The sequence below is a fragment of the Wolbachia endosymbiont of Litomosoides sigmodontis genome (genome assembly GCF_013365435.1).
Taxonomy (GTDB): Bacteria; Pseudomonadota; Alphaproteobacteria; order Rickettsiales; family Anaplasmataceae; genus Wolbachia.
This window is the reverse complement of sequence record NZ_CP046577.1, coordinates 392721-414278: the sequence shown is the minus strand read 5'-3', so window position 1 is coordinate 414278 and position 21558 is coordinate 392721. Positions and strand designations below refer to the sequence as shown.

The following is a 21558-nucleotide window of genomic DNA, read 5'->3' as shown; positions in this document are numbered from 1 at the left end:
TAAAGTAATAGCAAATCAACTGCAGATTCGTAAAACACTTTTGTCTTGCTCTCGTTCTTCATTCAACTTATTAACATAACTAATCTTTCCTTGCTTAAAAGTTCCTGGTTGTGTTGTATTTTGCTCTAAGTCTCTTTCTTGTTTCCCAGGATTAGCCATACTTTCATCATGTTTGCTCAACTCACCCTCCAACTCTTCTTCAAGAATCGACCTCTTAGCATCAAGTTCTTTCCATGTATCTACAATCTCACGTATAGGGTAGTCTCTTTTCTCTAGCTCTGATCTTTTTCCATCTTTAATGACCAAATAATCACCTTTGGCTTTCCGACAACATTCTTTTAATTGATACTTCCACATAGTCCAGTAAGCATCACTATACTTATCTTTATTTGCTACCAATATACAAATTGGCACCTTTAACAAGGTAGCTAATATATTTACCGAATTCTTTACTATCACTGCAGGAGTAAATAAAAAAAAATAACCAAAAAATTTTGCGACCAGATTTTGTTTGCCTATTAAATACTCTCCCAACTCCATAGGAACATAGGTCAGCAATTTAGCACAAATCTTAGCTAAGCCTGCAGCAAAAATAACAGGAACAGATATAATACTCTTGTCTAGCTCCAAGTTATTACTTTGATCTCTAATTTCAAAAAAACTAGTGTTTAGTCTCTTATAATCACTAATATATAATAATTCTCCATTTTTCCCTTTTTCGTCAACAACTTCTTTGACTCCATTACTTCTATTATCCCTAACTTCCTTAGTAGACATAGAAGAATTGGTGAATTCAAATGAATATGTAGACTTTTTAGTTTTTTGAGCTTCAAAAATTGGCAAATCTTTTTCAAGGTCTATTCTTGAAAACCCAAATAACTCATAAAACCCACGATAATCATCATTACTACGCTTATCCCCACTAATCTTGCCTTTATCAATTAAAAATCTAATGGTAAAATAAGACTTGTCACCAATTTCCGTAACCTTAGTTAATTCAAAAAATGGCCATCCATCTTTGTTTTTATTGCCATATAAAAGTTTATAAGTTGGATTTTTATCCTTATCTAGTACAGGATTTCCATGCATATCAATATTTTCTATGATTTTACCAAATTTTACAATTCGATCATAGTTTTTTGGATATCGAAATTTTTGTCCATCTTTATATATCATTACCTTTCTAAGGTCTTTGACATAAACTTGAGACTCGTATGGAGTAAACAGATCCTTTACTTTCAGTATAAAATCTGCTCCTACTTTCTTTAATGTCTCTAACATATCATCAGACTAAGATTACTATAAACACTATAGTTTAATAATAAAATTAACACTTTAATAATCTATTAATATAGAGCTGGCAATTTTACAAGAAAATATGCTTATAAAAGAAAAAAATTGTAAAGGTAAGAATTATATAAGTAATGCTTGATAAGTACTTTATACATGTAATTATAAAAATCCTTAGAGGTATGCTGTGTATATAATCTTCACACACTACCTGCATTCCAAGAACTGCGTGCCAGAAAATATAAAACAGTAATACAACAAAAAATAGAAGCTCTAGAGGATGATTAATAGCCTGAAATAATTTTTCATTAAAAGATAAAGATCCATTAGCATAAAATGCACAAGAAAATGAATAAATAAACCATGGAAGTAAAAATATTAAAACTATAGCAGAAGTACGCTGAACCCACCAATAATATACTGCATTTCCAGGTTGACTCATATTAACACAAATAAAAAAGCTATAGTAGAAAAAAGCAGCGTTACTGCCAGTAGCATAGCACTTTTTGAAACATCAGCAATCTCTAAGTTAAACCCAGCATCCCATAATAAATGACGAATACCATTAAGAAAATGGTATAAAAAACTCATAAAGCATAGAACATAAGCTAGCTTAGCAATAAAAGTAGATAATAATACTTCTAAATACTCTACCACAAGTAGAGCAGGAAAATAAATATGTAATATAAAATACCAAGAAAGCACCACTAATAAAAGGAATAGTAAGATACCAGTCAATCTGTGTACCATAGAGAAGAAACCAGTAACTTGTATTTTATATATCTGTAAATGCGGAGAAAGTGGTCTATCACTCATAAAATTCCATTATTAGGAAATTAAAAAAATAAAGTAGAAGTAAAGACAGCAGTATAGTACATAATAGCATCACTATTGAAAGTGATGAATCATGCACAAAGCCCAAGGAGGTAATCCAGCTGCAGATTCCCCTACTGCTACCTTGTTACGACTTCACCCCAGTCACTGATCCCACTTTAAATAACTCCTTCCTTACGGTTAGGTCATTAGTTTCGAGTGAAACCAATTCCCATGGCGTGACGGGCAGTGTGTACAAGACCCGAGAACGTATTCACCGTGGCATGCTGATCCACGATTACTAGCGATTCCAACTTCATGCACTCGAGTTGCAGAGTACAATCCGAACTGAGATGGCTTTTAAGGGATTGGCTTGGCCTCGCGACTTTGCAGCCCATTGTAGCCACCATTGTAGCACGTGTGTAGCCCACTCCATAAGGGCCATGATGACTTGACATCATCCCCACCTTCCTCCAGTTTATCACTAGCAGTTTCCTTAAAGTCCCCAGCATTACCTGATGGTAACTAAGGATGAGGGTTACGCTCGTTGCGGGACTTAACCCAACATCTCACGACACGAGCTGACGACAGCCATGCAACACCTGTGTGAAATCCGGCCTAACCGACCCTATTCCTTCGAATAGGTATAATTTCCATGTCAAGGAGTGGTAAGGTTTTTCGCGTTGCATCGAATTAAACCACATGCTCCACCGCTTGTGCGGGTCCCCGTCAATTCCTTTGAGTTTTAATCTTGCGACCGTAGTCCCCAGGCGGAATGCTTAACGCGTTAGCTGTAATACAGAAAGTAAACTTCCCATATTTAACATTCATCGTTTACAGCGTGGACTACCAGGGTATCTAATCCTGTTTGCTCCCCACGCCTTCGCGCCTCAGCGTCAGATTTGAACCAGATAGACGCCTTCGCCACTGGTGTTCCTCCTAATATTTACGAATATCACCTCTACACTAGGAATTCCTCTATCCTCTCTCAACCTCTAGATTAGCAGTTTTAAAAGCAATTCCAAAGTTGAGCTTTGGGATTTCACTCTTAACTTACTAATCAGCCTACGCGCCCTTTACGCCCAATAATTCCGAATAACGCTAGCCCTCTCCGTATTACCGCGGCTGCTGGCACGGAGTTAGCCAGGACTTCTTCTGTGAGTACCGTCATTATCTTCCTCACTGAAAGAGCTTTACAACCCAAAGGCCTTCTTCACTCATGCGGCATGGCTGGATCAGGCTTTCGCCCATTGTCCAATATTCCCCACTGCTGCCTCCCGTAGGAGTCTGGACTGTATCTCAGTTCCAGTGTGGCTGATCATCCTCTCAGATCAGCTATAGATCATTGCCTTGGTAAGCTATTACCCCACCAACTAGCTAATCTAATATAGGCTCATCTAATAGCAATAAATCTTTCCCCCGTAGGGCGTATACGGTATTAGTTGCCGTTTCCAACAATTATTCCGTACTACCAGGTAGATTCCTATATATTACTCACCCATCTGCTACTTAGCTATATTATAGTAAGCTATAATATAACCACGTTCAACTTGCATGTGTTAGGCCTGCCGCCAGCGTTCATTCTGAGCCAGGATCAAACTCTCAAATTTAGACTTTAACCTATAAAAGGTTAAGGGTATATCGGATAAATCCGATAAAAAAATAATTTAGCCTTATACTGCTGTCTTTATTTCTACTCTAGAAATATTTTAACTTCCAACTATTCAAACAACTTTAAAAATATTATTACATGACGTAATAACTATGTCAATATATTTTTGCAAATTAATAAAGCACTAAGATATAAGTACATATCTATTGAGATATTACTATGAAGAAATACATCTTTTTACTTGCATTGGTATCAACATTAGTAAGCATTATTATATTATACTTATTACGTAATATTGATAACACAAAACAATCTATAACCGCAGGTAATCAGTTTTATAAAATACTATTCTTTAAAAAAGAGAATAACCTACTAGAAAAAACAGATTCAAATTGGAAGCATTTAGCAAATTTTGAAGGTGCATTTAATCACATCTTAAATTTAACACTAACAGACGCACTATCTATTTATAGTGATATGGCAAATAATAAAGAAATTCCTAATGTTTTACGCGAGCTAGCTCAATATTTAGAAGTAATAAATTTACTTCACTTAAATGGTAAAAAAATAAATGAAGATAAAATCAATAATCTAGAATCAAGCACAGTATACCCCTATTCAAGCCAAGAAGCTATTGCTATAGTAAAGATACATAATAATGACATTAAAGGTGCGATTAAAACATTACTTTTACTATTAAATGATAGGAAATGCCCAACTCTAATAAAGGATAGAGCACAAGAATTACTTCAGATATACGGGAATTAAAACCTGTTAAATTTTCTGTATAATCATATATCTTTAGCAGTGCACTTGAGTATCTAGTCATCATTTTTAGGTGCTGATGAAAACGAATTATTTACTTCGCAATTTGTATGAGTTAATGACAAAAAATAGAATATTCAGCATCTCACGCTTAATTTCCTGCATTAAAAGCATTTAAGACAGAGGATTTTGAACACTAGTTCATGAGTTTCTTTTGCCTTTTTCTTGCTTAATAAATTTCTGAAGTATTTATGGTAGAAGCAACTTAAGTCGGCAGCATTATAAAAAAAGTCAACTTAAAAAGTGAATTATCTACTTTTCTCTATGCTATGCAAGAAATCTATCCAAATTAAAGCTTAAAAGAAAATTTTAGTACCTGATAACAATACAATTCAGAGTATAAAATTTTTATTCTTTCTCAATAAAACATAAAAAGCCCCTTTACTACCATGTTTTTTTGTAGCCCTTTGATAATATAGAATCATATGCCGAACTTTAGTATCATCTAACCACCTACTTAAATTATTTTTTATAGTGTCCGTTTTACCTGTTACATTACTTTGCCCCGTAATTATCAATAAACACCTACTTCCTGCTTGATAATTTTTAATAATAAAATCTATCAATTTACAGTAAGCACACTCTATATTATAGCCATGAAGGTCTAGTCTATCATTTATAAAATATTTACCCTTATCAATTTTTGATTTTGTGTTATAGTCAAGGCAAAATGACAAGCTAATATTGTTAGTGCTAAAAAATTTTTCTTGTAAGTCAGAAGTACCTTTATTGACTATAGATTTTACATCCACCTTATGATCTACTTTCAAAGTAACTTTTTCACATTTTGTTAGCTTAACGTTTTTTTTCCAATCTAAATCATCGTCTAACATAAATATATTAATTAAATTATACAATTTTACAACAATATCTAAATATAGTAAAATGTTGCTCATCTTATAAAATTAGACTTTCGACAACATGATGAAACCGTCAAAACTTAATGAGAACTTTTGGTTGTATGGGAAACACACCTGCATGTCAGCACTAAAGAACAAAAATAGGCTGTGTATAGAACTATTGGTAACAGAAAATTTCTATAGAGAATATGAAAAAGAAATTATGCAATGTGCAAATAATAAGGGTATTAAACTCCAGCTAGTGAAGAATAAAATACTTAATGAAGTTCTATCTAAAAGTGCTAACCACCAGGGAATTGCTTTAAAAGTTGCCCCTATTTCCCATACCTTGAGCATTGAAGAAATATCTAAAAACTCGAGCGACAGCTCTATTATAGTCATCTTAGATCAAGTTACTGATACGCACAACATTGGATCAATTTTAAGAACATCAGCTTGTTTTAATATTAACGCATTGATTTTACCATATAACCATTCACCAAGTGAAAATGCTTCTATCGCAAAAGCAGCAAGTGGAACATTAGATGTTGTCCCTCTAGTATACGTCACAAACATAGTAAAAACTATGGAATATTTTAAAAAAGTAGGTTACTGGTGTTATGGTTTTGATAGCAATGCTAAAGAGAACATAGATGAAATAAAGAGCTTTGGGAAAAGAATAGTAACCATTTTTGGTTCTGAAGAGAAAGGAATACGGAAGTTGGTTAAAGAGAATTGTGATCATCTTTTAAAAATCCCAATGTCAAATGTAACTGATAGCTTAAATGTTTCAAATGCAGCAGCAATAGGATTGTACTCTATCTATACTAAAACATTGCATATTAGTTATAATAAAAAGTGATTTTATACTTGATAAAAGTGCAGTTTCGTATTACAATAAGTATTATTAAGGGACAACAAGGAGTATATTATTATGTCTTATATGAAAAATGAGCAGGATATCCGTTCTCAAGGCGTTTACTATAGCGCTGGGCTTAGAAATTATCTAACTAAAGTATATAATTATATGGCTTTAGCTTTGGGTGTGACAGGGCTTGTTGCATTTCTAACGGTATTTTTTGGTCTTTTCCAGGTAATTTATTCTAATCCAGTTCTGTCGATTGTAACAATGCTATCTCCAATTGCACTGGTATTTTACATGTCTTATAGGCTTCACTACCTAAGTGCTCAGTCTACAGTCACTGTATTTTTCCTGTTTTCAGTTCTAATGGGAATTTCTCTATCCTATATTTTTATAGTTTACACTGCAGAAAATATAGCAAGAGCATTCTTTATCACATCAATCATGTTTGGTTCTATGGCTTTATACGGCAACAGTACAAAAAAAGACTTGACTAGTATTGGTTCATTTTTAATTATGGGAACCTGGGGATTAATCATTGCATCTATAGTTAATTTATTCCTTGGAAGCAGTCCTCTCTACTTTACAATATCATTCATATCAGTAATAATCTTTACCTTCATGACTGCATACGATGCTCAGAGAATCAAAGATATTTATTATAGGTATAATGATGGCTCAGAGGTTACAATTACTAAGCTAGCTATACTTGGTGCAACTAATCTTTATTTTGATTTTATCAATATATTTCTTAATTTACTCAAGTTACTTAACTTGTTCAACAATAGGGATTAGATGCTTTCCTTTGGAAAAAGGAGTGAGAGTTCTATAGTTTTTTTTCTAACATCTTTAGTGATATTGATGCTGTGTCTTGCATATGCATCGGTACCACTGTATAACATTTTTTGTAAAGCTACTGGATACGGTGGTACAACAAAAAAAGCAACAGGTGCGATAACTAACATAACCAGCCAAAAAATTAGGGTTTATTTTAACGCTGATATAATGCCAGAATTACCATGGAAGTTCAACTCAGAAACTAACTATATTGACATAAATATAGGAGAACAAAGCCTAGCTTTTTATTACGCAGAAAATCTATCTAATCAGCCTTTACTTGGAATGGCAGTATATAATGTCATACCTTTCAAAGCAGGTAAGTATTTTAACAAAGTTGCGTGCTTCTGTTTTGAAGAGCAAATGTTGTTACCTAAACAAAAAGTAGCTATGCCAGTAGCTTTCTATATAGATCCTAGTATAATGCTTGATGATAGCACAAAAGATTTAAGTGAAATAACACTATCATATACATTTTTTAAGCTTAAATAGTAGAAAATGTGAGTCTCTTATACCAATTTTCAAGGTCAACTGCATTGGAGTAAAAATTTTGTCTACCTAATTTTACTTTAACTTGTGTTTTACTATTCAGGATACTTATCAATAGCCTCATTAAGTTTTTTTTAACTTTTTCTGTCTACCTTTATCCTGTTCATTGTGATTAATCTTGACATAAGATACAAAAACTTCATTTTTTGCACATTAATGCAACATATTTTTGCTACAGATGTTATACTGCGCTTTTTTGCTGCAATGAGACAGTACTTGTTTTTTTGTAACACATGCATTATTTTGTACTTCCTTCAGCATTTTTTACCAATTCCACGACTTTGTCATCTAATAATTTTGTTGATTATAACACAATTTAAAAATCTCGCTATTTTACTTACCTCAGCAAAGAATTTTAACTTATTTGCACCAGATGTCAACCTAATTGTATGAATATATCTTCTGAACAAATGTCGCATAATATCTGAGAATGCAAAAAGCCTTTCTTATCATGAATTGTTGTACTAGTTGGTATCCATTACTATACTGATCTGAGCCCTCAATCCTATGAGAGACTTTTGATTATGTATAAAACAGAACATTTTCGTAATAAAGGCAATAACACAATTGCTTTACTTGAGAGTGCTTTGTACAAATTATTACCTCCATCTTTTCCACTCCGTAATTAAACAGCCTGTAATGTCTCACCCATTTAACCTACCACAATGAAAATTATCATTAGCACTTGCTTATTCCCTCTGGTTATTTTTTTAATCTTATATCTTAGAAGTGGCACTTATTTTTCCTTTATTGGAATTAGTAATTCACTTCATCAGTAATTTGTTTATTACCAGCACTTTTTTTGCTGTATCACGTAGTAGTACAAATAAGATTTAGCACAACCTCTACACTGTCATTGAGGGCATCATGGATAACAAAAACACCCTTACTATGTGTTTAATTTCTCTGTTTTCCAAGCACTTTTCGCAGTCACTCAATCAATTAGTAGTGTTGCTAAATTATTACTGCCTGAAATGTTTTTGGCCTCTGCTTTTTATTTCAACTGCAATTGGCACATCTGTGACGCTGTACTTGGCGATAACTTTTTCAATGGATATCTGATATTACTATTGCATCTATTTTCTTCACAAGAAGCTTCTAATATATACATAATTAAAAAAAAGTGTTAGTGAACCAAGTCATATAATGTATAAACAAGATCAAAAAGCAATATCACAAAAACCTAGACTGAATTTACCGTAGCGGGTATTGCATCTATATTCACTGTTTTAGTTGCTAATAATAGCTAAGTGATAATATTGCACCGTACCGTAGTGCACATTTACTAGATATTTTTGCTTGTATTCAATAAGGTATTTTGTCTTATGATTCTCAACTACTGCCTAATAAGAAGTATAGCTTCCGTATCACCTATCTCTTTATTAACTCAGGTGTATTACTGCTTTTTATATTTTTTATTTACCTCATCTCTTCCAATGGCTCTATGTTAAAGATAGAAAGTCCAGAAGCGATGACATGTGCTAAAGCTCGTACAAGAAACATTCTCGCAGCGGTAAGACTTAGGTTATCTTCTAGTATGAATCGCATATTTAAATTACTCTTTCCATAACCCCATAAAACGTGAAATGCTTCTGCAACTTCAAGCAAATAGAAAGTGATTCTGTGCGGTTCATAAAGCCTTGCTGAAGTTTCCACTACATCTGGCCATTTTGCCAAGGTTTTTATGAGAGAGAGCTCTTCATTGGTCCTCAAGAGTGAAGGATTCGCTTTTGGGAGTTTTTTTGGAGCGTTGCACATCAGTGAATGAGCACGAGCATGCGCATATTGCACATAAAAAATAGGATTGTCTTTTGACTGCTTTTTAACTTTAGTAAAATCAAAGTCAAGAACCATGTCGTTCTTGCGTGTTAGCATTATAAAACGAGTAATATCTTTACCAACTTCTTCTACTACATCCCTTACTGTCAGAAAGTTTCCTGATCTCTTCGACATCTTAACAAGTTTTCCATTCTCAAAAAAATTCACAATGTTATGCAGTTTTACCTCTATTTTTGCTTGATTATCACTTAGCACAGGAATAACTGCTTTCAACCTTTTTGTGTAGCCACCGTGATCACTACCAAGTGCTACTATCATATTGTTAAAACCACGTGATATTTTATCAAAATGGTAAGCAATGTCTGAAGCAAAATAAGTCCAACTGCCGTCTTCTTTTTTCAGTGCACGATCAACATCATCACCAAATTCTGTAGAGCGAAACAACATCTCCTTCCTGGAAATCCAATTTTCACTCCCTTTACCCTTTGGTTCTTTTAGGTATCCTTCATACACTAAGCCCTTATCAGATAACAGCTTTATACTTTTTCCAATCTTACCACTTTTTTGTAGCTCATACTCTGAAGTGAAAACATCATGCCTTACTCCAAGTAAATTCATGTCTTCCTTTATCATCTCTAAGATGGAGTTTAAAGTATATTCTCTAATTATTTGATTATCCTGCTTTTCTAGAAGCCCTTTGCCATATTTTCTGGCTAGACCTTCTCCTATTGGCTTTAAATATTCACCAGGGTATAAACCTTTTTCAATGTTAATTTTTTCTCCTAGAGCTTCTCTATATCGCAAATACACAGAACGAACTAGCCTGTCTATCTGTACTCCTGTATCATTAATATAGTATTCCTTAGTAACCCTATAACCAACCTTTTTCAGCAAATTTGTTAAAACATCACCAAATACTGCACCTCTTGCATGACCAATATGCAGTGGGCCAGTTGGATTTGCAGATACAAATTCAACATTAATAGCCTGGTCATTTCCAATGTTGAGAGTACCAAACTCCGTTTTTAATTCATTTATCTGCTCTAAAATCTCATACCATACTTCTACCTTCAAGTTTATATTGATAAAACCAGGGCTAGCTATTTCTACTTTTGCAATCTCATCAAATAGTGCAAATTCTCTAGCTAAAACCTCTGCAATCTCGACAGGTTTCTTCTTTTCGTGCTTTGCAAGCACCATAGCAACATTTGTATAAATATCACCGTATGCTCTATTGCTTGGAGGCTCCACAATAAAACTTACTGCACTTGACGTTCCTTGCTTTAACTCACTTAATTTACTTAAAATTAAGGAAGAAATCCGTTTAAAAATATTCATCGACTGAAAAAATCACGAAAACCTCTAACAATATAGCAAATAAATAAGGCTAATGAAAGGGTTGCGTTATATATACCAAATTATTGGATAGAAAAGTCGTAAAATCAGCAAGAGAAATGCTGTAATTGCAGAAAAAGTGCAATATAACAGACCGCATATTACGCTAATTCTCATTATTAATGAGTCAGACAAGTGATATTACAGAGTTACTCAATAACGAAGTGAGAAAGAGAAATAATAAATTTGCATAAAGAGCTTTCAAGCAAAGCAATTGTATTACAGACTTTTAAATTTTTTTGACTTATGCCAACTAGTACAATCTATGATAAAAAAGGCTTCTTATGTTCTTAAGTGTTGTGATTTATTCAAGAAATATATTCATACAATTAATGTTAACATTCGGTGAAATAAACTATAACCCCTTCTATTTCTAAAATAGAATGCACTGTGGAAATAAAAATTTCATCTACCTAATTCTACTTAACCTGTGTTCTTGCACCAAATCGCAATTTATCAAAGAAAAATAACTCTTGTTTTTATAATACTTACCAATAGCCTCACTAAGTTTTTTTAAAACTCTTCCTGCCTACTTTACCTGCTCATTTTGATTTCAACGCTATTTAACCCTCGCTATTTTACTTATACTCCACCACGGCCTTTCCCATTATTATCTACTAATTCCTTGTACAGTGAAAATTAGTACTAGAACACAGTTTAAAGCAAAATTAGGCAGACAGAATTTTTATCTCTACAGTACAGTTAATCATAGAAATGGAAGAAGCCTTTTGCGTAATAAAGTCTATAATACAATTGCTTTGCTCGAGAGTGACTTATGCAAATTTATCACATCTCTTTCTCACTCCGCAATTAAATAATTCTGCAATGTCATTATACATTACAAGAGTTGTGATATGTATTATAGCAATAATAATATAAATAATTAGAAAAATCGTACTGGTAAATGAGAAGTTATACATTTTTAAAATAGTATTAAGTTATTATAGGTTAAAACAGTTAGGAATTTAATGATTTTCTTCTAAGTTCAGTACATTTATCCAATGATAGCAGTATAACTTGAATTTTTTTGATTTGCATAGCACTTTAACAGTCATACCACTTATATTTTCGTTAATTTTGCATACAATCCATCTTTACTCATTAAAGAGTCATGGGTTCCTACTTCTTCTACTTTTCCATGATTAATTACTATAATCCTATCAGTTTTAAGTGCAGTTGATAGCCTATGTGTAATCATGATTGTTGTTCTATTTCGCATTAGTTTACTTAGTGCCTTTTGCACGAGGTTTTCACTTTTATAATCAAGAGCAGAAGTTGCTTCATCCAGTATTAAAATTTGGGGATTTTTTAGTATGGCCCTTGCTATTATAATACGTTGTTTTTGTCCTTCGGAAAGTTTTAATCCTCTTCTTCCTACAAATGTGTCAAATTTATCAGGCAGCTTTTCAACAAATTCCATCGCATAAGCACTGATAGCTGCTTGCTTCACTTCCTCATATTCAGCATCTGGTTTGCCATACAGTATATTTTCCAGTATTGAACACGAAAATATCATATGATCCTGTGGCACTAAACCAAACAATGATCTAAGATTACTTAAAGCAATTGATTTAATATTACACCCATCAATAGTAACGCTACCTTTGCTTGGATCATGAAAACGGAGCAGAAGCTTTAAAATAGTACTCTTACCACTACCAGATGGGCCAACGATCGATACTGCCTGGCCAGGCTCTATAGAAAATGATACATCATCTAGTGCTGGCTTATCAGGTCGAGACTCATAAAAAAATGTTACACCATTAAAGGAAATTCCCTTTTGAATATCACAAATTTTTACAGGATCATCAATATCCATTATGGAGCTTTTCATATTCTTAAATTCAAACAAACGCTCTATTATTCCAAAGCCACGCTGTAGGTCACTAATGTTATCACTCAAATTGTTTACAGCTCCTGCCGCAAGTGCTGAGTAAAATACAAATGAAGATAATTCTCCAATGGTTATATTCTTATTTAAGACTTCTTTAATACCAAAAAAGAGTAAAATTACCAATGAACCTATCACACACGCTATAACCAAGGTTACTAAAATAGCACGCAAGAATACTAATTTTACATATGACCTCGACACTGAATCTAAATACTCCTTAAAACGGATTTTTTCATTTTCTTCCAATACAAATGATTTGATAGTTACTATAGACCTAAAATTTTCTTCACTAAATGATGCAAGCTCACTTAGCTTATTCTGAGCAAAGCATGCATAATTGCGTACTTTCTTCCCAAGTGAAGTCATGATAATGAGTAGTATTGGTATTATTGCCGCAGCATATGCAGTTAAATGTAGGTTTGTATATAGTAGCATAACAACACTACCAATCAAAATTACAGAATTTCGTAATATGGTTAGTAAGCTGCTATTCATTATCGATTGCAGCACAGAGGTATCAGTAATTAGCGCTGAGATGACATCTTGAACACTTGTATTCTCAAAGAAACTTGGTTGCAAATCAGTAATATTGCCATACAAGTCATATCTTATTTTTGCAATAACTTTTTCGCTGCCAATTCCAATGAAATATAACCTAATAAATGCGGTGAGAGAAATGACTAAAACTATAAACATAGTAACTAATAGCTTGGTGGTAAAATTGTGCTCCGCACCAAAATCAATTATGTTACTCAAGCCTCTACCAAAAAGGAGAATTGTTAAAGCTGAAAATAAAACGGCAATAAAAGCTATGATAAAATAATGCAGATTAGGTTTTATGTAATAAAATAATTGCCTGATATTAGATCGCATCTTATTTTGAAGTTTCTGAAATTAAGTATATGGGTTTTAATTTCAGGAGAAAGAGGAAAGGTATAGTATAAATGAACTAGTTTATAGTGCGTCTTTCAAAGAAAGACACTTACGAAAATTTAATATGATAGCCTAATTTCTACTAAAAGGCAGCATCATAACAACTACGATGCTCAAAAGATAAAAAAAATCACCGTAGCTAAGTAGCGGTAAGATTATGCCAGTGATTGGAAAAATGCTCAATGTTACCACATATGTTTATTACAAATTGTGTAATAAATTGAATTAAGATACCAAAAATCACCAGCAAATTAAATAGTTCATTTTTTCTATATGCAATAGAAAGTAAGCGAGCAGAAATGGTGCAGAATAACATCAATGTGGCTAAACACATAATCAAACCAAATTCCTTTACTAAAACAGAAAATTAAAATCTGTGTTGACAATCAGGAAGAAAGATCTTTACACTGCCTTCACCAGGCCAAATATCAGTTAACTGACCTTTTTTGAATACTTCTAATGATTTTAAAACTTGAAGATTGTCGTGCTGCGTAAATTAAAGAGAAAGTTATAAATCCTCACAACCTTAGATAAGATGAACTGAAATTTTGACAATATGTACCAACTTTCTGTGCCCTTTGTCTCTATACCAAGTATTAACACACCCACCATTAAAATAATAAATAAAGTAAGACTTGCAAATAAGAGGTTAAGTATAGTTTTTGTATTGAGAAAAGAAAATGTCACTAAGGTAATCAATGATAGAATTATATAAAGTATGTGGCGTCGTATAAAAGTAATCTTGTGGCAAAGAAAGACTGTGCAATTACATGGCTTGCAGAATAGACAATAATGAATCTCATAGCTAACAAAAAAACTACTGGAAGAATAAGATAATCATCCAGTGTTCTATAATAAAGTTTAATATTCATTTTGTTCCAATATATAATGCCACTATTCCATAACTTATATTATGAGATTCAACTTTCTTAAAGCCCACCTCTTCAATTTCCATTTTGAATTCAGTCTGAGCTGGAAACTTTCTGATGCTCTTCACTAAATATTCATAAGAGCTCTTGTCTTTAGCAACTACATTGCCAATCTTAGGAATTACTTTGAGTGAATATAAGTCATAAAGTTTAGTAAATATCCTGTCTTGATAGTGCATAGGAGCAAATTCTAAGCAGATAAATTGTCCATTGGGTTTTAGTACTCTATACATCTCACTTAAAGCTTTTTTGCGATCGGAAACGTTTCGAATACCAAAAGCTATTGTGCAATAATCGAACTCAGAGTTTTTAAATGGCAAATTTTCCACACTTGCATGCACCCAACTAAAATTAAGCTGATTTGAGTTTATAGCTTTATTACGTCCTTTACTTAGCATGTTTTGATTTATGTCACATACTGTAACCTGGACACTCGGCTCTCTTCTTACTATTCTTATTGCTATGTCTCCTGTTCCCCCAGCTACATCTAGAACCTTAGAGCCCTTTGTAAAAGGCACGCTATTTACCATCTTATTCTTCCATAGTCTGTGTACTCCTAGGCTCATTATATCGTTCATGATATCGTAATAATTTGCCACAGAATCAAAAACCTTCTTAACTAATTCTGACTTATTCATACCTTTCTTAATTTTTATTAAACATTGCATAAAGTTATTGAACCATTATCATAAAAATACATCCAGTAATTCTATTACTAGAATACTTTCTTAATTTTTAATTATGTCCTTCAATATCATACCCAGTTTTGGGCTATGCTATTATAAAATTCAAGCACACCTAAAATTTTCTATTGAAATAAGTAAAAAATTCTCTACTCTTGAGCAAGATAAATCTTGATGAACCATGCATACTAAGCTTAAGTAGCATAGAAGATTTAAATTACTTCATAAAACATTAGATATACTTTATATACTAACTTTTCTATATTATTTTCTAACTTAGGTGTTCTTGTTAAACTTAAAAAACTAGACCACTTGAACGACAAAGGTATTTTAAAATCAGGTGGTTAAATTAATGTACTAATAAAGAAAATATATTATAATAAGATTTCTGTACTCAAGCGAATCATTAAGTGGTAATAATTCTTCCACAGAAGATCATCTCTCTTATCGTGATACTTTCTGTAGCAATTGTCGATATGGCAACTGACCTGTATTCAGTTGCACTACCAAGTATTGCCAATTATTTTGAGGTAGGAGGTCATGTAGTACAACTTACAATTAGTTTAAATTTAGTTGGATTTGCGATGTCTGGATTAATTTATGGTCCATTATCTGACTATTATGGTAGACGTCCAGTAATGCTGATTGGTATGACAATTTTTACTTTAGCAAGTATTGCATGTTACATAGCTGATAACATTGTGCTCTTAATACTAATTCGCTTTATACAAGGGGTAGGAGCTGGGGTTACAGGTGTTGTTGGATACGCAGCAATAAGGGATATGTACTCTGGTAGTGAATACTCAAGGGTAATTTCAAAGTTAAATATGATAGTAGCACTTTCACCTGGAATCGCTCCAGTGATAGGTAGTCATATGATTTCACATGGTTATCACTGGAAATTTTTGTTTTTTATCATATCACTAGCAGCAATTATTATGCTTACATTTATCTACTTTAAGTTACAAGAAACACTCAATATTAATAGAGCTAAGATTAGCATAACTAATATAATTATTGATGTCTCTAAGCAATATATATCAATATTTAGGAATTACCGTTTTCTTGGATTTTCAGCTATTCATGGATTAACTTTCATGTGGCTCTGGGCATATATTGCTAACTATCCTTTCATATTTGAATCTATGGGCATTGATGTGCGAAATTTCGGTTATTTTATATCAATCATAGTCATATTTTACATAATCGGAACTTTAATTAACAGAAGATATATCCCGAAGGTAGGAGTTAGCAGGATGTTAATGATAGGTTTAGTATTACCAATAATGTCTGACTGTTCGCTAATATATCTTTATCTAATAGATAAATTAAACATATCCACCCTCATAATATTTTGGGTTCCAAACAATATTGGACTTGCATTGATAATAAGCAATAACGTAACCTCTGCATTAGAAACTATCAGAGGCATAGGTCTAGGTAGTGCAGTCCTCTCATTCTGCAATATGATGTTTGGAACTATCGGAATATATATAGTGGGAAAATTCTTTTCTTATGGAGTTTTATCAAATTTACTACTGACAGTTATATGTTCTACAATCGCAATTCTTATATACTTCTTACTTAAATATGCTGAAGAATACTTGAATAGCTGATGGTAATAGACTTTACCACTACACTGCACCAATGTACGCGGTTTGAACATTTTCTTCCACTCCATCTTTACTCTCTTTACTAGTTACTATGCAACAGAATCCCCTTGCGTAACTTATTTAAATTAATTAAGATGAAGGATATCTAATACTAATTTTTACTATACAAGAAATTGATAGACAATAATAGCAAAGTTTAAATAGTGTTAAAACAAAAGTTATTAGATGAAAAAGTTATGAAATCAACAAAAGAAATGCTAAAGAAAGCGTGAAATAACGTACATGTTGAAAAAAACTAAAAAAGTACAGTATAATAACCAGTAGCAAAAACATGTTACATTTCAAGAATAGCACTAACTGTTAAAATTTGGAAGAGGAGAAAAATTACCAGCTCCCCCTCTTTCAACGTCATAGAAAAATTATATTGAAGAGGCAATAAATTTATATAAAGTGCCCTTAAGTTAGAATTGACGAGTAAGTGTGGTAGTAGATATACAATCTTCGATATTTTAGGTACCTTTAAATTTTCTAGCTCATGCCAACTAGCAAATTTACTGTTCAAAAAATATATTCATACAATCAGCGTTAATATTTGCTATAAATAAGCTAGAATTCCCTCCATTTCTAGAATTAACTGCACTGTAGAAATAAAAATTCTTTCTACCACTTAATTTTTTACTTCAACCTATATCTAACACCCTTTTTAAACCACATGTGTTCAACTTCTGAATGTGTGCCAATCCGTGATTCATTAATATGAATTGATCTTGACGTAAATACACAAAAACTTCATTTTTAAGGTGTACTTGTAAACTTGCTGATTTTGCACATATACTCCAAGTAGTAAACAATTTTTTTCTCTTCTAAACTTGACGTATTTTATCTATAAAGTTAGTTCTACTCTTGAAATAGAACATATTTTTGCCACTGGGTACTATACTGTACTTTTTTGCTGCAATTACAGCATTTAGTTTTTTAAACATATGCGTTACTTCCATTGTGTGCTTTTAATTTTCATATTCCTCTCTTCACTAATAACCCTTTGGCTTTTTAGCTTTAGCTAGGCACTATTATGAAAATAGGTTAATTTTTTATAAAAAGTCTGTGCTATTAACATAATAACAAGAATTACACAAGTAATAAATATGAAGACAACTAGGCAGTTTCTAGCTTTATTTTTGTTAAGAACGCTGACTCAACTTCAGATACCTTCTGCTCACAGTGAACACTTCCGGATCTCGAGAAGTCAGCTTGAGTATAGCTAATATATTAATAAACAATAAAGCAGCGATCGAAATATCGGCAACATCCCATAGCAACTGAACTTTACCTATTGAACCAAGTGGAATAACCGCAGTGAAAATTACAATCCAGATTTTAGTGTATTTATCATTTTGAAATACATAACGTATTGTCTGCTTCGAGCAAAAAAACCAGGTGAAAATAGTAGTAAAAGCAAAACAAAACATTATGGCCATAATTAGATAGTCAATACAAGGCCAATTTATTACTTTTCTAAAAGCAAATATGCACATGTTAGTACTCTCTAAATTAGTAACCCAAGAATCTGTAACAAGCAGTACCATCGTTGTAATAAATACTATGAATGCAACTATAAAAGGTGATATTATCGTGATTAAACTCTGTTCGATAACAAATTTATTATTATTTTTCTTAGGAACAATTGAAGAGTGTACAACTCCTTCAAGGCCAAGCCCTATGTCTGTTGCAAAAATACCTCGCAAAGTTCCTACTTGAATAATAGTTAACGTTTCTGAAACTAAACCTAAAGATAAACCAAAATTGAAGCTACTAGTTGTAAAAAAACTGCTTGTTATTAGCTTTAGAGAAGGAAGAATATTTTCATTAAATTTAAATAATATAATACTGCAAAGTGTGAGGTAACTTACCGTCATTATCGGTATCATAGCAGATATGAAAATTTTAGTTTTCTTTAAGCTGAGAGCTGAAATAACAAAAAATATTATGGCCATTATAATCCCACCAGTAACCACAGGCACATCTATCATATCAAGTGGTATTGACAAAGAATTTACCTGAACAAGGTTACCAACGGTTGTTGAAACCATCATCATAATAACTAGAAATATAACTGTAGCTTTTCTAGAATTAAATGCATCAGCCATATAGGCCATAGGGCCACCTATAAACCTTCCATTCTTTTTCTTTCTGTTCTTTATACTCAGGTAACAAGTGATATATTTTATCACAGAAGTAATAACAACAATTATCACCATCCACAAAATAGAACCAGGTCCTCCAGTTTTTAGAGCAACAGCAGTTCCTGAAATATTTCCAACTCCTAAATTTCCTCCTAAGATTGTAAATAGGGCAGCTATAGAGGAAAATTTATTTTCCCCTTTCTTAACTCCAATAAATGAAAAGGCATGTGGCAACCTAAATATTTGCAACCACTTTAGCCTAATTGATAGGTAAACACTAGCGACTAGTATTAGTAATATCGTTGGTAGTAATAAAATAGACTTTACTATATCCATCTATGTGCTGAAAATAAGCATCTTGACTTAGTATATAAACAAAAGTTGAAAATGCCCAAGCCTATTTTTATGAAAGTTCGCATAATTAACATTGGCGATTTTAAAAATTCAAGCAACTCACAGAAATGCAAAAAACCACTTAATCAACCTTACCAATCCATTTATTATAGAAATATGGTTTTTAGACATAAAATTTATCTTCAATCGTTGTTCAAGTAATAAAAGCACAGTATTAAATTAGACGTGATGCTTTATTCTGCTTAACTCATGAAATTGTAGTTATTTATAATCCAAAGGTTAGCTACTTGTCGAGTGTATAGGATATTAACGTTTGCCTTTTCCCGTTTGGTAGATTTTCTTTAATATTTTAACTAAGGTAATCTTGGTTATACAATGTTGCAATTACAAAAGCACTCTTTATTAGTAAAGTGTCATATAAACTACCTACAAATTGCAATGTTCGTACAGATATAAGCTTAGTGGTTCATTAATGCTTATTAAAGCATTAACTCTCAAAAAAATTTAGGTTTAGGTAGTATGATGTTTGAATTTATGCACATGTTGCATGGAGATTTTAAATCGTGCTTCAAGATTTATTTGCTTATTACATAAAAACTAACTTAACGGTTGCTTTTCATTAAAATTAGAATACAAGTTGACAAAGCTTAATCTGATCAAAGTGAAGCTATAGGTAATAAAAAAAATTCAACAGATATATGATAGTAACAGCGCTTACTTTAGTGGTGTGAACACCACATTGGTATTACCTTACTCAGCAGAAAAAGAAAGTAAAAGTATCGCGAAAATATCATCAACCTAGCAGTCGTTGTAGATATGTCAATTGTCAATATGAAACTAAGTTTTAATTTTATTATAGACTTTATTACGCAAAATGTTCTGTTTTATGTACAACCCAAAATCTCTTAATGGAATTAAGCTCTGGTAAGTATGGTGATGGGTATATAACCTAGATATTTTAGGTACCTTTAAATTTTTCAACTTATACTAAGTACACAATCTATGATAAGAAAAACTTCCTGCGCTCTTAAATATTGTGACATTTATTCAAGAAATATATTCATATAATCGGTGTTGATATTAAGCGTAAATAAAGTAGAACTCTCTCTATTTTTAGGATCTACTGTACTGTAGAGGTAAAATTTTTTTTATCTACCTAATTTTACTTTAACCTGCGTTTTAATGCCCTTTTAAAATTACCAATGTCCAATTTTTGAATGTGTATAAACTATATTCATCAAAGATGAATAACTTTTTTTACATATTACGATGTACTGTAGACCTACTGATATTCAAGCTAATCTTCTAAATTTTAGGTATTCTATCCATTAGTTTTTTACAACATTATCTGTTATTTTATACTTCTTTCAGCATTTCTTTTGTTGATTTCACGACTTTTTAATCTAATAATTTTGACTTTAATACTATCACTGCAATTTATTAGCTTGTTAATAAATTTGACACTATCTATTTATTTGTGCTATTATCTTAATAACATACTAATTATTTTAGTGAGGTATATAATGAAAAATATATTTAAAAAAACTAGTGCACCTTATCTTGTAGGTAGTGCTTTGGCTATTGGAGCTTTACTAACACTAGGAGTATTTACTGTGTCTCCTTATGTTGCTTTCTCAGCTCCAGTCGCAGCGTTAAGTGTTGTCCTTCCACTTATTATTGGTAGCACTGTATATTCCACTATAGTTATTGCACTTTCATCTGCAGCAATTAGTAAAAACAACACCATTTCCGAGAAAGATGCTAAACCTGCTAAGAAAGATAGCTTAGTGCAGGCTCAAAAGGAAAGGGCTGCAGAACAGAAAACTCGTCTTGTTAATAAGCAAGAACAATCATCTAAAGAAGAGGGAAATTTGAACTACTTAGATCTTGAGATTCATTCTAGTAAACAAGAGAAACATGCTAATAGTTTAGATTTTTTAGATCTTGCAACTTCTAGAAATTTAAATGATTTAGAAGATGAATTATATTTTGATGCACAAAGTCAAAATACTGAGGTTCTTAACACAGAAAATCAGCCAACTGAAGAAGGAACTAAAGTTAATGGTTATTTTAATCAAGCAGTAAGCGCAGTTAATTGGCTTGCTGGTCAAGCAACAAAAGTTATATCCCATTAGATACAAGCTATTTGCCTCACGTTTTTCCCATAA

Annotated in this window: 16 protein-coding genes and 1 rRNA gene; 6 read left to right on the top strand and 11 right to left on the bottom strand. The window is 32.3% G+C overall.

Going from position 1 to position 21558, the window contains the following annotated elements; translation table 11 throughout:
- Positions 1 to 15: 15 nt before the first annotated feature.
- The 4 genes from GOY07_RS01755 to GOY07_RS01740 all read right to left on the bottom strand — a co-directional run bounded on the left by GOY07_RS01755 (position 16) and on the right by GOY07_RS01740 (position 3713).
- On the bottom strand, positions 16 to 1281 hold the full coding sequence (locus GOY07_RS01755; protein ID WP_175837750.1) for a hypothetical protein: 1266 nt from the start codon (positions 1279 to 1281) through the stop codon (positions 16 to 18).
- 85 nt (positions 1282 to 1366) lie between these two features.
- A complete protein-coding gene (sdhD, locus tag GOY07_RS01750) occupies positions 1367 to 1732 on the bottom strand; it encodes a succinate dehydrogenase, hydrophobic membrane anchor protein (RefSeq protein WP_175837748.1) in 366 nt (121 codons plus the stop codon).
- Positions 1729 to 2106, bottom strand: coding sequence for a succinate dehydrogenase, cytochrome b556 subunit (gene sdhC, locus GOY07_RS01745; RefSeq protein WP_175837746.1), 378 nt, complete (start codon positions 2104 to 2106; stop codon positions 1729 to 1731). The genes sdhD and sdhC overlap by 4 nt, the downstream gene beginning before the upstream one ends.
- 103 nt (positions 2107 to 2209) lie before the next feature.
- Positions 2210 to 3713, bottom strand: a 16S ribosomal RNA gene (locus GOY07_RS01740).
- A gap of 221 nt (positions 3714 to 3934) precedes the next feature.
- Between GOY07_RS01740 and GOY07_RS01735 the strand changes: the two genes are divergently transcribed.
- Positions 3935 to 4483 (top strand): hypothetical protein, encoded by a 549-nt coding sequence (locus GOY07_RS01735; protein WP_175837745.1) that lies wholly within the window; start codon positions 3935 to 3937, stop codon positions 4481 to 4483.
- 389 nt (positions 4484 to 4872) lie between these two features.
- Here the strand turns inward: GOY07_RS01735 and GOY07_RS01730 are convergent, their stop codons facing one another.
- Positions 4873 to 5373: a Smr/MutS family protein gene (locus GOY07_RS01730; RefSeq protein WP_175838504.1), complete on the bottom strand. Its 501-nt coding sequence runs from the start codon at positions 5371 to 5373 to the stop codon at positions 4873 to 4875.
- 91 nt (positions 5374 to 5464) lie between these two features.
- Here GOY07_RS01730 and rlmB point away from each other — a divergent pair, with 91 nt between their 5' ends.
- The 3 genes from rlmB (at position 5465) to GOY07_RS01715 (ending at position 7570) form a co-directional block, all read left to right on the top strand.
- The gene (rlmB, locus tag GOY07_RS01725; protein ID WP_175838502.1) at positions 5465 to 6241 is read left to right on the top strand and encodes a 23S rRNA (guanosine(2251)-2'-O)-methyltransferase RlmB; all 777 of its coding nucleotides are present in this window, start codon (positions 5465 to 5467) and stop codon (positions 6239 to 6241) included.
- Positions 6242 to 6313: 72 nt separating this feature from the next.
- Entirely contained in the window at positions 6314 to 7036 is a 723-nt protein-coding gene (locus GOY07_RS01720) for a Bax inhibitor-1/YccA family protein (protein WP_175837743.1), read from the top strand.
- Positions 7037 to 7570 carry a cytochrome c oxidase assembly protein gene (locus GOY07_RS01715; protein ID WP_175837741.1) on the top strand — a complete coding sequence of 178 codons (534 nt, stop codon included), beginning with the start codon at positions 7037 to 7039 and terminating at the stop codon, positions 7568 to 7570.
- Between the two features lie 1476 nt (positions 7571 to 9046).
- Here the strand turns inward: GOY07_RS01715 and argS are convergent.
- The 4 genes from argS to ubiE all read right to left on the bottom strand — a co-directional run bounded on the left by argS (position 9047) and on the right by ubiE (position 15195).
- A complete protein-coding gene (gene argS, locus GOY07_RS01710; protein WP_175837739.1) occupies positions 9047 to 10744 on the bottom strand; it encodes an arginine--tRNA ligase in 1698 nt (565 codons plus the stop codon).
- A gap of 1117 nt (positions 10745 to 11861) precedes the next feature.
- Entirely contained in the window at positions 11862 to 13568 is a 1707-nt protein-coding gene (locus tag GOY07_RS01705) for an ABC transporter ATP-binding protein (protein ID WP_175837737.1), read from the bottom strand.
- Between the two features lie 199 nt (positions 13569 to 13767).
- Positions 13768 to 13944 (bottom strand): hypothetical protein, encoded by a 177-nt coding sequence (locus tag GOY07_RS04330; RefSeq protein WP_246224467.1) that lies wholly within the window; start codon positions 13942 to 13944, stop codon positions 13768 to 13770.
- Between the two features lie 552 nt (positions 13945 to 14496).
- On the bottom strand, positions 14497 to 15195 hold the full coding sequence (ubiE, locus tag GOY07_RS01695) for a bifunctional demethylmenaquinone methyltransferase/2-methoxy-6-polyprenyl-1,4-benzoquinol methylase UbiE (protein WP_175837735.1): 699 nt from the start codon (positions 15193 to 15195) through the stop codon (positions 14497 to 14499).
- A gap of 455 nt (positions 15196 to 15650) precedes the next feature.
- On the opposite strand from ubiE, the gene GOY07_RS01690 reads away from it, so the two are divergent.
- On the top strand, positions 15651 to 16856 hold the full coding sequence (locus GOY07_RS01690) for a Bcr/CflA family efflux MFS transporter (RefSeq protein ID WP_458695340.1): 1206 nt from the start codon (positions 15651 to 15653) through the stop codon (positions 16854 to 16856).
- A gap of 860 nt (positions 16857 to 17716) precedes the next feature.
- Here the strand turns inward: GOY07_RS01690 and GOY07_RS04515 are convergent.
- A complete protein-coding gene (locus tag GOY07_RS04515) occupies positions 17717 to 17851 on the bottom strand; it encodes a hypothetical protein (protein WP_256359460.1) in 135 nt (44 codons plus the stop codon).
- A 183-nt stretch (positions 17852 to 18034) separates the two neighbouring features.
- Positions 18035 to 19372 carry an alanine:cation symporter family protein gene (locus GOY07_RS01685; RefSeq protein ID WP_175837734.1) on the bottom strand — a complete coding sequence of 446 codons (1338 nt, stop codon included), beginning with the start codon at positions 19370 to 19372 and terminating at the stop codon, positions 18035 to 18037.
- A gap of 1541 nt (positions 19373 to 20913) precedes the next feature.
- Here GOY07_RS01685 and GOY07_RS01680 point away from each other — a divergent pair.
- Positions 20914 to 21525, top strand: a complete 612-nt coding sequence (locus tag GOY07_RS01680; protein WP_175837732.1) for a hypothetical protein — start codon at positions 20914 to 20916, stop codon at positions 21523 to 21525.
- Positions 21526 to 21558: the final 33 nt, after the last annotated feature.